The 12524-nt window shown below is 61.5% G+C and carries 14 protein-coding genes; 7 read left to right on the forward strand and 7 right to left on the reverse strand.

Annotated elements, in window-relative coordinates; genetic code table 11:
- Positions 1-269: 269 nt before the first annotated feature.
- The 6 genes from RG836_RS02395 to RG836_RS02420 form a co-directional block, all read right to left on the reverse strand.
- Positions 270-680 (reverse strand): SRPBCC family protein, encoded by a 411-nt coding sequence (locus tag RG836_RS02395; RefSeq protein ID WP_310842896.1) that lies wholly within the window; start codon positions 678-680, stop codon positions 270-272.
- A 53-nt stretch (positions 681-733) separates the two neighbouring features.
- Positions 734-1531, reverse strand: a complete 798-nt coding sequence (locus RG836_RS02400; protein ID WP_310842898.1) for an SDR family NAD(P)-dependent oxidoreductase — start codon at positions 1529-1531, stop codon at positions 734-736.
- Positions 1532-1535: 4 nt separating this feature from the next.
- A complete protein-coding gene (locus tag RG836_RS02405) occupies positions 1536-2549 on the reverse strand; it encodes an aldo/keto reductase (RefSeq protein ID WP_310842900.1) in 1014 nt (337 codons plus the stop codon).
- Positions 2550-2713: 164 nt separating this feature from the next.
- Entirely contained in the window at positions 2714-2926 is a 213-nt protein-coding gene (locus tag RG836_RS02410; RefSeq protein WP_310842902.1) for a hypothetical protein, read from the reverse strand.
- 212 nt (positions 2927-3138) lie between these two features.
- Complete coding sequence (locus RG836_RS02415; RefSeq protein WP_310842958.1) at positions 3139-3387, reverse strand: DUF1652 domain-containing protein; 249 nt, start codon at positions 3385-3387, stop codon at positions 3139-3141.
- Between the two features lie 172 nt (positions 3388-3559).
- Positions 3560-5056: a helix-turn-helix transcriptional regulator gene (locus RG836_RS02420; RefSeq protein WP_310842904.1), complete on the reverse strand. Its 1497-nt coding sequence runs from the start codon at positions 5054-5056 to the stop codon at positions 3560-3562.
- Positions 5057-5318: 262 nt separating this feature from the next.
- Here RG836_RS02420 and RG836_RS02425 point away from each other — a divergent pair, with 262 nt between their 5' ends.
- From RG836_RS02425 to RG836_RS02455, 7 genes are all read left to right on the forward strand, one after another.
- Positions 5319-5780 carry a VOC family protein gene (locus RG836_RS02425; RefSeq protein ID WP_310842906.1) on the forward strand — a complete coding sequence of 154 codons (462 nt, stop codon included), beginning with the start codon at positions 5319-5321 and terminating at the stop codon, positions 5778-5780.
- A gap of 67 nt (positions 5781-5847) precedes the next feature.
- Positions 5848-6516, forward strand: a complete 669-nt coding sequence (locus RG836_RS02430; protein ID WP_310842907.1) for an SDR family NAD(P)-dependent oxidoreductase — start codon at positions 5848-5850, stop codon at positions 6514-6516.
- 245 nt (positions 6517-6761) lie between these two features.
- A complete protein-coding gene (locus RG836_RS02435) occupies positions 6762-7586 on the forward strand; it encodes an NAD-dependent epimerase/dehydratase family protein (protein ID WP_310842908.1) in 825 nt (274 codons plus the stop codon).
- Between the two features lie 54 nt (positions 7587-7640).
- Positions 7641-8549, forward strand: coding sequence for an SMP-30/gluconolactonase/LRE family protein (locus tag RG836_RS02440; RefSeq protein ID WP_310842910.1), 909 nt, complete (start codon positions 7641-7643; stop codon positions 8547-8549).
- A 71-nt stretch (positions 8550-8620) separates the two neighbouring features.
- Complete coding sequence (locus RG836_RS02445) at positions 8621-9592, forward strand: TRAP transporter substrate-binding protein (RefSeq protein ID WP_310842912.1); 972 nt, start codon at positions 8621-8623, stop codon at positions 9590-9592.
- Positions 9593-9669: 77 nt separating this feature from the next.
- Positions 9670-10197 carry a TRAP transporter small permease gene (locus tag RG836_RS02450; protein WP_310842913.1) on the forward strand — a complete coding sequence of 176 codons (528 nt, stop codon included), beginning with the start codon at positions 9670-9672 and terminating at the stop codon, positions 10195-10197.
- Positions 10198-11478: a TRAP transporter large permease gene (locus tag RG836_RS02455; protein ID WP_310842915.1), complete on the forward strand. Its 1281-nt coding sequence runs from the start codon at positions 10198-10200 to the stop codon at positions 11476-11478.
- A gap of 100 nt (positions 11479-11578) precedes the next feature.
- Here the strand turns inward: RG836_RS02455 and RG836_RS02460 are convergent, their stop codons facing one another.
- Positions 11579-12379 (reverse strand): sulfite exporter TauE/SafE family protein, encoded by an 801-nt coding sequence (locus RG836_RS02460; protein WP_310842916.1) that lies wholly within the window; start codon positions 12377-12379, stop codon positions 11579-11581.
- Between the last annotated feature and the right edge of the window lie 145 nt (positions 12380-12524).

The following is a 12524-nucleotide window of genomic DNA, read 5'->3' on the forward strand; positions in this document are numbered from 1 at the left end:
AGAGCCTTTGGTTACTTTGGGCTTTTCAAAGTGACCCGCTGTAAGAGCGGAACCTATATCAGCCCCCACAGAGGGAATGGATATGTACACCTGCAAAATTTCTAGTGCCTGATAAAAAGTCATCGCTGGCAAGCCAGGCTCCCACAGGTTTCGGAGACATCCGCTATTAACTCACCAGCAGGGAGATAGCCTCCGTCGGAACGCCGCCCGGAGCCGGCCCGCTCCCACAGGGTTTTGGGTCCACCCTCTAACCATTCAGCGCCACTAGATCAGGCCGGAAAGTTACCCCGCAGCGCCTCCAGCCCACCCTTGTAAATCCCGTCAAAAAACGCTTCGACTTCCGCCTCGGTCACGCCCTTGGGATTAAAGCGCCCCGACCAGGTCACCCGAGCGCCCTGCCCCTGGGCCGCGACCAGAATGGTCGCCACATAATCACTGGCGGGGAACGGCGCTTGCTCGATTGAGTAACTGTAGGTTTTGCCGGCCTCATCGAACGATAGCAGGCGCTCGATGATCACCTCGCCATCGGCGGTTTGCAGGGTGCGCACACGCCCGCCTTCACTGATGACGCTCTTGGGAATGAACGGCAGCCACTTGGGCAGCGAGTCGAAGCCGCCGATCAATTGCCAGACCTGATCGGCCGAAGCCGGGATGTCGATGGATGCAGATGCAGTTGCCATGGGAAATGCTCTCGTTTTAAAGGTAAGGAAATTCAAGTTCTGACCGCCGGGGTTCAGACCGCCAGGCTGTCGACCACGCCGCCGTCGACCCGCAACGCGGCGCCGGTGGTGGCCGAAGACAGGGGAGAAGCAATATACGCCACCAGGTTGGCCACTTCCGAGACATCGGCCACACGCTGAATGATTGAAGTCGGACGCGCCTTGCGCACAAAGGCGTCGGCTTCTTCACGGGGACTGCGGCCAGACTGTGCAGTGGCGTCCTTGAGCATGTCTTCCAGACCGTCAGTGAAGGTCGGCCCCGGCAGGATGGCGTTCACCGTTACACCGGTGCCGGCCAGGCGTTTGGCCAGGCCATGGGAGACCGCGAGGTTAGCGCTTTTGGTCACGCCATAATTGATCATGTCCGCCGGGGTGGCGATGCCGGATTCCGAGGACAGGAAGATCACCCGGCCCCAGCCCCGCTCGACCATGGCTGGCGTGTAATGCCGCGCCAGGCGCACGCCGGAGATCACGTTGACCTCGTAGAACCGCGTCCACTCGCTGTCAGGCGCGTCGAAGAAGTCGACGTCGTTGAAGATGCCGAGGTTGTTCACCAGGATGTCCGCGCGAGGTTCGGTGGCGAACAGGGTTTCAGCACCCTGCGCAGTGCCGAGGTCGGCGGTGAGGCCGCGCAACTGCGCGCCGGGCACCTGTTGACGAATGCTCGCCAGCGCTTGTTCCACCTTGGCCGAGTCGCGGCCGATCACTACCACCGTGGCGCCAGACTCGGCCAACGCCTGGCTGATGCCCAGGCCAATGCCGGCGGTGCTGCCGCTGACGATGGCGGTTTTACCGCTCAAATCGATTTTCATGAGTTCACCCCTTCAATGGCAGTGGTGCGCGGTCGGACATCAGCCGCTCCTGGACCAGCGCTTGCCAGAACGCTGCAGGAATTGGCGCCGACAGTGCAGCCACGTCCTCGGCCAGACGCTCAGGTCGGCTGGCCCCTGGAATGACTGCAGCGACCGCCGGGTTGGCCAGGGAGAATTGCAACGCGGCAGCCTTGATATCAACCCCGTATGTCGCAGCGATGGCCTTGATGCGCTCGACCTTGTTGATGATCGCCGGGCTGGCCTTCTGGTATTCGAAATGCGCGCCGCCGGCGAGGATGCCCGAGCTATACGGACCGCCCACGACAATCTCGACGTTCTGCGCCAGGGCTGCATCCATCAGGCGTTGCAAGGCGCGTTCGTGGTCGAGCAAGGTGTAGCGGCCGGCCAACAGGAAGCCGTCGGGTTGGGCTTCGGTCAATTCCAGGGTCAGTTCGCACGGCTCGACCTTGTTCACACCCAGGCCCCAGGCCTTGATCACCCCTTCCTCACGCAGGCGCGTCAGCACTTTAAACGCACCGGTGCGGGCCTGGTTGAAGTACTCCAGCCACTGATCGCCGTAGAAGTCCTGGGCGATATCGTGCACCCAGACGATGTCCAGGCGATCGGTGTTCAGCCGCTTGAGGCTGTCTTCGATGGAGCGCAGGGTGGCGTCGGCGCTGTAATCGTTGACGATTTTGTTCGGGCGTCCGTGGTCGAACACCCCGCTCTTCTCGCCTAAATCACGGCTGGCGGCGTCTTCCACTTCATCGAGGATCACCCGGCCGACCTTGCTGCTGAGCACGTAGTCGTCACGCTTGTAGCGCGACAGCGCCGCGCCGAGGCGGATTTCGGAAAGGCCGGCGCCGTAGAACGGCGCGGTGTCGAAGTAGCGAACGCCAGCGTCCCAGGCCGCGTGCACGGTGGCGGCGGCTTCGTCTTCGGGGATCGCGCGGAACATATTGCCCAGCGGCGCAGTGCCAAAGCCCAGCACGCCGGGCAGTTTGTCTTTCAAGCTCATCTGTTAATCCTCTTGAGGTTCAGTGGTCACCAATGAATGACCGATGAACAAATCCTAGAGGAGTGAGATCGGACCGTCCAAGACGCAATCTGCAATAGTTGAGTCCCTAACGGTCTAAATCACTCAGACGCTGATTCTGCTGCGCGTCGTGCGGTTTTTTCACGCTACTGCGTAACGCAAACAGTCCGCGTGGTGGTCCGGGTGGTCTGTCCCTCAGCGGTCATGTTGCCGCTGACGTCGGTGTCTTCATGGGTGTCGCAGGTGCGTTCCAGAGGCTTCGGCGCAATGGGCGGCGGCGGTGGCGGCGGGCTGGCGCAAGCGCTCAACAACAGAGCGAGGGCGGCACTGACAAGCATCGGTTTCAAGGATGGTTTCATGGAATGACCTGCGCGGGTGGTCGGCGGAAAACACCGCCGGACACTTTCTTATAGCGCAGGTGGGGGGAAGTGCTAGTGGCCCGGGGATTTGCCGGCGACGGTGGGAGCGAGCCTGCTCGCGAATAAGCGGCTCGCCGCACCCTAAATGCCGAAGCTGAAATCGCTTTCGCGAGCAGGCTCGCTCCCACAAAGGTCTGGGAGCTGGGTTCAGTTCAGGCGGGGGAAGATCGGTTCAGCGCATTACTTTCGAGTTCGTAGCGCAGTTCTTCGACCAACGCGGCGATCGCTACGGGGTCGTTCAGGATATCGGTGCTGAGGCCGGTCACTACCAGATCCACCTGTTGGGTTTCAGGATGGTAAAGACGCACGGTCATCGAGTGCTCGCCCGCATACGTGCAGTCGCATGCCAGCGGCTGGAAACTCTCTTCCAGGCGCAGTCGCAGTTTGGTCAGCATTGCAATGTTCTCCGCTGGCAGTGTTGGCCATCGAAAGGTTGCTCGCCCATGTAACGGTTCCTTAGAGTCATCTCAGAGTCGGACACGACTGATCCCCTACACTAGGCGGTAGGACCTGACTGAAGAAGCTGAATTTGCACTACCCCGACCGGTGCATTTGCACCTGATCCACGTGCGCCTACCGTTGCCCCTTGGCGCGCCAGTCCCCGGAGAACAGGCCCCGCTCCCGCGCCCAGACAATCGCTTCGCTGCGGCTGTGCACATCAAGCTTGGAATACACCGTGGCCACGTGGTTGCGCACGGTATTGGGCGCCAGTTTCAAGCGCGCGGCGATTTCCTTGTCGGCCAGTCCTTCGCAGATCAAACCCAGCACATCGCGCTCGCGGGCCGTCAGGTCGGTAAAGGAGACACTGGGCAGTTGCGGCGAGTTGACGTGTTTCACATTGGCCAGTTTCTCGATCAGAGTGCGGCTGAACCACGACGCGTCCTTCATGACCTCTTCAATCGCCGCCACCAGTTCCAGCTCGGTGCGCTTACGTTCGGTGATGTTCATCAGCACCAACAGGTAACACGGACTGTCCTGCAGCACCATGCTGTCGGCGGAAATGGCGCAATCGATCAGTTCGCCGCCCTTCTTGCGCACCTGCACGTCCACGCCATCCAGGCGCCCGGCCTTCTCCAGTGCGGAAAACAGCCGCAAATGAGTATTTTTGTCCGCAACGAACGCCACTTCCAGCGCGGTTTTGCCCAGCACTTCTTCACTGGGGTACGACAGGATATCGAGGAAGGCTTGGTTGGCGTCGATCACCACCTGGTTCTCGGCGTTGCACACCAGGGTCGGGACCGGCGACAAGCGGAACGCCTTGGCGAAGCGCTCCTCACTGTGACGCAAGGCCACTTCGACTTTGTGCCGCGGCTCCATATCGACGAACGAAAACAGCATGCAATCCTCGTCGTTGAGTTCCAGTGGCTGGCCAGCGACGATCACTTGCTTGCTGCTGCCGTCGATCATCCGCAATTCGGCCTGCATCTGCGGGATAGTGCCGTGCTCGCGCAGACGTTCGATGGCCAGGTCTTTTTTCTCGGCGTTTTCCAGTACGTCCAACTCATATACCGAGCGGCCGATCACCTGGTCGCGGGTTAGACCGGTCATTTCCAGGAAGCCTGGATTGACTTTGATAAAGCGCAAATCGCCGAGGCGGCAGATCACCGCTGGTGCCGGGTTGGCATTGAAGGTTTTCTCGAAACGCTGCTCGGCGCTGGCCCATTCGGTGACGTCACTGAGGATCAACACCCGGGATTCCGGCTCGCCGTCGCGGTCGTCGAGGGTCATGCTGCGTACGTTGTGGACCCACATGCGCTCGGGGTCGGCAACGGGGCTGACTTCCACCAGCACATCACTGAAATTTTCACCACGGGCCACGCGGCTGATCGGGTAATTCTCCAGCGCCACCGCATGATTGTTGCGATAGCGCAAGGTGAAGCGCTTGGCATATTCAGCAGCATCGCCGCCCAGCTCGCTGATGTGACTGACGCCGTGCATCGCCAGCGCCGCGTCATTGGCCCACAACAGCGTCTGGTCGATTTCGAGCAAAATCACCCCGTCGGACAGCCCGGCAATAATCTGCTGCAACTGACGGCGGTTGGTTTCAGTGGTCAGGATGTCCTGGCTCATTGGATCTCCAAGGCAAAATGCGTCGCACACGACAGCGACGCCCAATGAGCTTCCGACCGCGGCCCGTCGCGAACGTGCGGCTGAATATCGCGTTCGGCCGAGTGCTGTCTGCGACGCATCCGCAAGGTAGCCAACGCAAATGGATTACGAACCTGACGTTAATAGGCCATCCACGATTATATGGATTCTCGCCATTAACGGTCGCCGCTACTCTAAGCCCATACCGAACCACATCGGTCCGGCCCATGACGCGGAGTTGAATATGCCTAATCCAGCTATCCCGGCACAGAACCCAGCCAGCCCCCTCGCCTCGCTCAAAGGTCACCATGTGGCCGTGCGCGTTCCGGATTTCGAAGCCAGCCTTAAGTGGTACGTCGAAAAACTCGACTTCCGCGTGGTGTTCCAGTGGCCCTACGCCGATCAGACCCTGGCCTATGTCGCCCCCGCGACCGATGACAGCTTTTTCGTGGAAATCCTCGGCGGCGGTGAGCCCAAGCCGATCCCCAAGTCAGTCTACGAAGACCTCGGTGACAGCCTGCGCTTGGCCGGTTTCCATCACTTCTGCCTGAACGTCGATGACATGGACGCAACCATCGCCGAGTTGCGCAGCCGTGGCGTGACCATCGTCACCGAACCCTTCGAACTGGACATCATCGGCCGCCGCCTGGCCTTTATTGCCGACCCGTGGGGCAACCTGATCGAACTGGCGCAAGTGATCGGTTGATGTTCACCCTGCCCCTTCATCTCTGGCACCCCGCATTGGTGCGGGTGCCACAACCGGAGCCCGTCGCATGTCCAAAACATTGATGATCATCGGTGCCGGCCCAGGGATTGGCCAAGCCACCGCGCAACGTTTCGCCGCTGAAGGCTATCGGCTGATTCTGGCCTCGCGCAGCGTGCAACGCCTGGAAGCGCAAAGCAAAAGCCTGCGCGCTGACGGCATCGAGGTGGTGATCGAAGCCGTCGACGCCAACAACCCCCACGCCGTGGCCGACCTGGTCAGCCGCTACGCCGAGCAGCTCGACGTGCTGCACTACAACGCCGGTGTGCTGCATTACGACGAAGCAGGCGCCTTGCAAATGCGCCCGCTGGCGGTGGAAAGCGTCGACAGTTTGGTGAGCGATTTGAACATCAATATCGCCAGCGCCCTGGCCGCCATTCGCGCCGTCCTGCCCACCATGACCGCCCGCGGCCATGGCAGCCTGCTGCTGACCGGCGGCGGCCTGGCGGTGCAGCCTTTCGCCGACCTGTTGAGCCTGAGCATAGGCAAGGCCGGGGTACGCACCACTGCGCAAGCGCTGTTCGAGCCGCTGAAAACCCAGGGCGTGCACATCGCCACGGTAACCGTCGCCACTCTGGTCGCGCCTGGCTCGCAGCAGTCACGAGAAATCGCCGAGGCGTTCTGGGACCTCAACGCCCAGCCTGTCGATGCGTGGACCTGGGAAACTCAGTACGCGTAAGCAAACGATCCACCTGTGGGGGCCGACGGGCTCCCGCAGTCTTTTGCGTCATCGTATAACCGCCGCACTTATACCCCGCCATCACCACCATCAATAACACCCCGCCAATCCCCGTCCTTTAGCTGACTCTTTATCACTGACGAATCCATTCGCGTTGAAAAAACCGGTAAAGCCCTGCAATACTCCAATTAGTCATACGACAACCTACAACGAATCCATAACAATAATTGCGTAAAGGGATTTCCATGACGACCACTGCAACCCCGCGCACGCCCTTCAACCGCCTGCTGCTCACCGGTGCCGCCGGCGGCCTGGGCAAAGTCTTGCGCGAGAGCCTGCGGCCCTACGCCAAGGTCATTCGCCTCTCGGACATCGCCGACCTTTCCCCCGCCCTCGACGCTCGTGAAGAAGTCGTCACCTGCGACCTCGCCGACAAGCAGGACGTGCTGCAACTGGTCGACGGCGTGGACGCGATCCTGCACTTCGGCGGCGTGTCGGTTGAGCACCCGTTCGAACAGATTCTCGGCGCCAATATCTGTGGGGTTTTCCATATCTACGAAGCGGCGCGCCGGCATGGGGTCAAACGCGTGGTGTTCGCCAGCTCCAACCACGTCATCGGCTTCTATCCGCAGGATGAGGTGATCGACGCGCGCTCCCCGCGCCGCCCAGACAGCTACTACGGTTTGTCCAAATCCTATGGCGAAGACATGGCGACGTTTTACTTCGATCGCTACGGCATCGAGACCGTCAGCCTGCGTATCGGCTCCTCGTTCCCGGAGCCGCAGAACCGCCGAATGATGAGCACCTGGCTGAGCTTCGCCGACCTCACGCAACTGATCGAACGTGCGCTCTATACCCCCAACGTCGGCCACACCGTTGTTTACGGCATGTCCGATAACAAGGAAGTCTGGTGGGACAACCGCTACGCCGCCCACTTGGGGTACGTGGCCCAGGACAGTTCCGAAGTGTTCCGCGACAAGGTCGAAGCGCAACCCATGCCGGCTGCCGATGACCCGGCGCGGATCTATCAGGGCGGGGCCTTCTGCGCCGCCGGGCCGTTCGACGACTGATTCACCGCTTGCCGCTTGATCCCCACAAAAAAAACCAAGGGAAAGAGAGTCGCCATGAATGCTGAATTGATCGTCGATGCCCGCAATGCCGTCGGTGAAAGCCCGGTCTGGGTGCCGGAGGAAAATGCCCTGTACTGGGTCGATATTCCCCACGGCAGCCTGCAGCGCTGGAGCGCCGATACCTCAACAGTCGATAGCTGGAAAGCCCCGGAAATGCTCGCCTGCATCGCCCGCCACCGCGACGGTGGCTGGGTCGCCGGAATGGAAAGTGGCTTCTTTCACCTGCACCCGTGCGCCGATGGCAGCCTCGACTGCGAACCCTTGGCGCACATCGGACACTCGCGCGACGACATGCGCCTCAACGACGGTCGTTGTGATCGCCAGGGCCGTTTCTGGGCCGGCAGCATGGTTCTGAACATGGGCGCCAATGCGGCCAACGGCGCACTCTATCGCTACAGCGCCGGGGATCGCGGCCCGCTGGCGGCGCAACTCAGTGGGTTCATCGTGCCCAACGGCCTGGCCTTCAGCCCGGACGGGCGCACCATGTACCTGTCGGATTCGCACCCGTCGGTGCAGCAGATCTGGGCGTTCGACTACGACATCGATAGCGGCATCCCGTGCAATCGCCGTCTGTTCGTCGACATGAACCAGTTCCCCGGACGACCGGACGGCGCGGCGGTCGACGCTGAGGGCGGCTACTGGATCTGCGCCAACGACGCGGGGCTGATCCACCGCTTTACCCCTGATGGCCGACTCGACCGTTCGCTGACCGTGCCGGTGGCCAAGCCGACCATGTGCGCCTTCGGTGGCCCGTGCCTGGACACGTTGTTCGTGACCTCGATCCGCCCGGCTAACGACCTCGACCCACAATCCCTCGCTGGCGGCGTGTTCGCCCTCGACCCTGGCGTATGCGGTTTGCCGGAACCCAGCTTCAACCTCTCACCCTCTGTATCCACCCCTTGAGCTCTTCTGCTGCACCGCTGCGCCTAAGACATGTGCCTTGAACAAAAACAACAACACTGGAGACGCACCCCATGGACCTCAAACGCACCTTGCTCACCGCTGCACTCCCGCTGGCGTTCACTCTCAGCAGCGCCGTCCAGGCCCTGGAAATCAAATTCGCCGACATCCATCCCGCCGGCTACCCCACGGTGGTGGCGGAAGAACAATTGGGCAAAACCCTGGTGGCCGAAAGCGGCGGTAAGCTGACCTTCAAAATGTTCGCCGGTGGCGTCCTTGGCTCGGAAAAAGAGGTGGTCGAACAGGCCCAGGTCGGCGCCATCCAGATGGCCCGCGTCAGCCTCGGCATCGTCGGCCCGGTGGTGCCAGACGTGAACGTGTTCAACATGCCGTTCGTGTTCCGCGACCAGGCGCACATGCGCAAAGTCATCGACGGTGAGATCGGCGACGAGATCCTCGACAAAATCACAAATTCCGAATTCAACCTGGTGGCGCTGGCCTGGATGGACGGCGGCACGCGCAACATCTACACCAAAAAACCGGTGCGCAGCCTCGCCGACCTCAAGGGCATGAAGATCCGCGTGCAGGGCAACCCAATGTTCATCGAGACCATCAACGCCATGGGTGGCAACGGCATTGCCATGGATACCGGGGAGATCTTCAGCGCCTTGCAGACCGGGGTGATCGACGGCGCGGAAAACAACCCGCCCACCCTGCTGGAACACAACCACTACCAGAGCGCCAAGTTCTACAGCCTGACCGGACACCTGATTCTGCCCGAGCCCATCGTGATGTCGAAAATCACTTGGGACAAACTCACTCCCGAACAGCAAATCCTGGTGAAGAACACCGCCAAGGCGGCGCAAGCGCAAGAGCGCACCCTGTGGGACGCGAAATCCGCCAGCAGCGAAGAAAAACTGAAAGCCGCCGGCGTCGAATTCATCACCGTCGACAAGAAACCGTTCTATGAGGCGACCGCCTCGATCCGCGAGAAATACGGCGCACCTTACGCCGACTTGATCAAGCGCATCGAAGCCGTTCAGTAACCCTCCCTGTACTCTTGAAGGCCCGGCGCCGCTGACGCGGGTAACGGTCAGCGCGCGCCCGGTGATGGTGGAATCCGATGAAGAATCTCCTGCTGCGAATCAACGACCGGATCTACATGACCTGCATCTGGATTGCCGGGCTGTCGGTCCTGGCGATCTCGCTGATCATTCCCTGGGGCGTGTTCGCCCGCTACGTGCTGGGCACCGGCTCAAGCTGGCCGGAGCCTACCGCCATCCTGCTGATGATGGTCTTCACCTTCATCGGCGCCGCCGCCAGTTACCGGGCCGGCGCGCACATGGCGGTGGCGATGGTGACCGACCGCATGCAGCCGAAGCTGCGCAACGCCATGAGCATCGTCTCGCAATTGCTGATGGCGACCATTTGCCTGTTCATGGCGATTTGGGGCACCAAGCTGTGCCTGTCGACCTGGAACCAGTTCATGAGCGCGCTGCCGACCCTGCGGGTGGGCATTACCTACATGCCGATCCCGATTGGCGGCGTGCTGACGCTGATTTTTGTGCTGGAAAAACTCTTGCTCGGCGACCAGAGCAACCGGCGAGTCGTGCGTTTCGATCTGGTTGAAGAAAGCGAAGGGGCGGCGTGAATGGATGCGTTTATTTTGCTGGGCAGCTTTATCGCGTTGATCCTGATCGGTATGCCGGTCGCCTATGCCTTGGGCCTGTCGGCGTTGATCGGTGCGTGGTGGATCGACATCCCCTTCCAGGCGTTGATGATCCAGGTCGCCGGCGGCGTTAACAAATTCTCGTTGCTGGCGATTCCGTTCTTCGTTCTCGCCGGGGCGATCATGGCCGAGGGCGGCATGTCACGGCGGCTGGTGGCGTTCGCCGGGGTGCTGGTGGGGTTCGTGCGCGGTGGCTTGTCGCTGGTCAACATCATGGCCTCGACCTTCTTCGGGGCGATTTCCGGCTCATCGGTGGCGGACACCGCGTCGGTCGGTTCGGTATTGATTCCGGAGATGGAGCGCCGTGGTTATCCCCGGGACTTCGCCACAGCGGTGACGGTCAGCGGTTCGGTCCAGGCCTTGCTGACACCTCCAAGCCATAACTCGGTGCTGTATTCGCTGGCGGCGGGCGGCACGGTGTCGATTGCCTCGCTGTTCATGGCCGGCGTTGTCCCGGGCCTGCTGATGAGCGCGTGCCTGATGGTGCTGTGCCTGATCTTCGCCAAGAAACGCAACTACCCCAAGGGCGAGGTGATTCCGCTGCGCCAGGCCCTGAAAATCTGCGGTGAAGCGCTGTGGGGCTTGATGGCCATGGTGATCATCCTTGGCGGCATCCTCAGCGGGATCTTCACCGCCACCGAATCGGCGGCCATTGCGGTGTTGTGGGCGTTCTTCGTGACCATGTTCATCTACCGCGACTACAAATGGAGCGAGCTGCCGAAGCTGATGCACCGCACGGTGCGGACCATTTCCATCGTGATGATTCTGATCGGCTTCGCCGCCAGTTTCGGCTACATCATGACCCTGATGCAGATCCCGGCGAAAATCACCACGATGTTCCTGACCCTGTCAGACAACCGTTACGTGATCCTGATGTGCATCAACGTCATGCTGCTGTTGCTCGGCACGGTGATGGACATGGCGCCGCTGATCCTGATCCTGACGCCGATCCTGATGCCGGTGATCCTTGGCATCGGCGTGGACCCGGTGCAGTTCGGCATGATCATGCTGGTGAACCTGGGGATTGGCCTGATTACGCCGCCGGTGGGCGCGGTGCTGTTCGTCGGTTCGGCGGTGGGCAAAGTCAGCATCGAGAAAACCGTGAAAGCCCTGCTGCCGTTCTATGGCGTGCTGTTCCTGGTGCTGATGGCCGTGACCTACATCCCTGCGCTGTCGCTGTGGTTGCCGCACTTGGTGCTGTAATCGCTGGGGTGCCGCGTTGGCCAGCCTCCTGCACGCAAGCTTGGGGCTGGCTTCGCCTGCCGGCGGGTGCAAGCGCCCTCGCCACAAGGGGAGGACGCTCTCAAGCGCGCAGCGCCATGCACGCGGCAATCACCAGGCAAAGACTGGCGAAACCGATTTGCAGGGCCCGCGCCGGCACGTGGGCCGAGAGCCGCCGGCCGGCGATCATTCCAATGATGCTGGCGACAATAAACGCCACGCCCAGGTCGTCGATCCGCACACCGACTTGAAACGCACCGATCACCCCGATGGCGGAAATCAGGCTGATCACCATCAACGAGGTGGCGACGATGCCGCGCATCTGCACATCCGTCAGTTGCTTGAACGCCGGCACAATCAAAAAACCACCGCCCACCCCGAGCAACCCCGAGACCACTCCGGTGACGGCGCCGAGCGCGGCCAGGGTCGCGGTGCACTTGGCGGTCCAGGAAAAGCGCCCGGTCTGCTGGTCGAGCATGCAGTTCTTCTGGCCCCAGTTCGCCTGGCCGTGATCGCTGGGGCCCGATTCGTGGCGCTCGCGACGCAGCATCCGCCAGGCCACCAGCACCATCAGAGCGCTGAACAGGAGCATCAGGATTTTCTCCGGCAGGCGGTGGGCGAAGAAAATTCCCACCGGCGAAAATATCGCCCCCAGCAAGGCGATCAGCAAAGCCGCCCGATAACGCACCAAGCCATGGCGCAAACCATCGATCGCCCCCACCGCCGCCGCACTGCCCACGGCAAACAACGCCACTGGCGCGGCTTGGGTCATGCTCCAGCCGAGCCCCAGCACCAATGCCGGCACCGCGAGAATCCCGCCACCGGCGCCGGTCAAACCGAGCACCAGGCCCATGATCACGCCAAAAAAACTTGCCAGCCCCATAACCCACTCATATTCCGCGAAAACAAGCCGGGAACGCCCGGTATCGATGGATGACAGGATAGAGCCCACGGCGCATTTTTCCTGCATTGATTGCACAGCGCACTGGCCAGCGCGGGGAAAATCGCACTACCCTTTGCGCTCGCCC

The sequence above is a fragment of the Pseudomonas rhizozeae genome (assembly GCF_031583775.1).
GTDB lineage: Bacteria > Pseudomonadota > Gammaproteobacteria > Pseudomonadales > Pseudomonadaceae > Aquipseudomonas.

Excerpts from the sequence above, each read along its gene's own strand:
- RG836_RS02460 (WP_310842916.1), bottom strand. The coding sequence starts at position 12,379 with ATGGGGCTGGCAAGTTTTTTTGGCGTGATCATGGGCCTGGTGCTCGGT.
- RG836_RS02395 (WP_310842896.1), bottom strand. The coding sequence starts at position 680 with ATGGCAACTGCATCTGCATCCATCGACATCCCGGCTTCGGCCGATCAG.
- RG836_RS02445 (WP_310842912.1), top strand. The coding sequence starts at position 8,621 with ATGGACCTCAAACGCACCTTGCTCACCGCTGCACTCCCGCTGGCGTTC.
- RG836_RS02425 (WP_310842906.1), top strand. The coding sequence starts at position 5,319 with ATGCCTAATCCAGCTATCCCGGCACAGAACCCAGCCAGCCCCCTCGCC.
- RG836_RS02455 (WP_310842915.1), top strand. The coding sequence starts at position 10,198 with ATGGATGCGTTTATTTTGCTGGGCAGCTTTATCGCGTTGATCCTGATC.
- RG836_RS02450 (WP_310842913.1), top strand. The coding sequence starts at position 9,670 with ATGAAGAATCTCCTGCTGCGAATCAACGACCGGATCTACATGACCTGC.
- RG836_RS02430 (WP_310842907.1), top strand. The coding sequence starts at position 5,848 with ATGTCCAAAACATTGATGATCATCGGTGCCGGCCCAGGGATTGGCCAA.
- RG836_RS02440 (WP_310842910.1), top strand. The coding sequence starts at position 7,641 with ATGAATGCTGAATTGATCGTCGATGCCCGCAATGCCGTCGGTGAAAGC.
- RG836_RS02410 (WP_310842902.1), bottom strand. The coding sequence starts at position 2,926 with ATGAAACCATCCTTGAAACCGATGCTTGTCAGTGCCGCCCTCGCTCTG.
- RG836_RS02400 (WP_310842898.1), bottom strand. The coding sequence starts at position 1,531 with ATGAAAATCGATTTGAGCGGTAAAACCGCCATCGTCAGCGGCAGCACC.
- RG836_RS02405 (WP_310842900.1), bottom strand. The coding sequence starts at position 2,549 with ATGAGCTTGAAAGACAAACTGCCCGGCGTGCTGGGCTTTGGCACTGCG.
- RG836_RS02435 (WP_310842908.1), top strand. The coding sequence starts at position 6,762 with ATGACGACCACTGCAACCCCGCGCACGCCCTTCAACCGCCTGCTGCTC.
- RG836_RS02420 (WP_310842904.1), bottom strand. The coding sequence starts at position 5,056 with ATGAGCCAGGACATCCTGACCACTGAAACCAACCGCCGTCAGTTGCAG.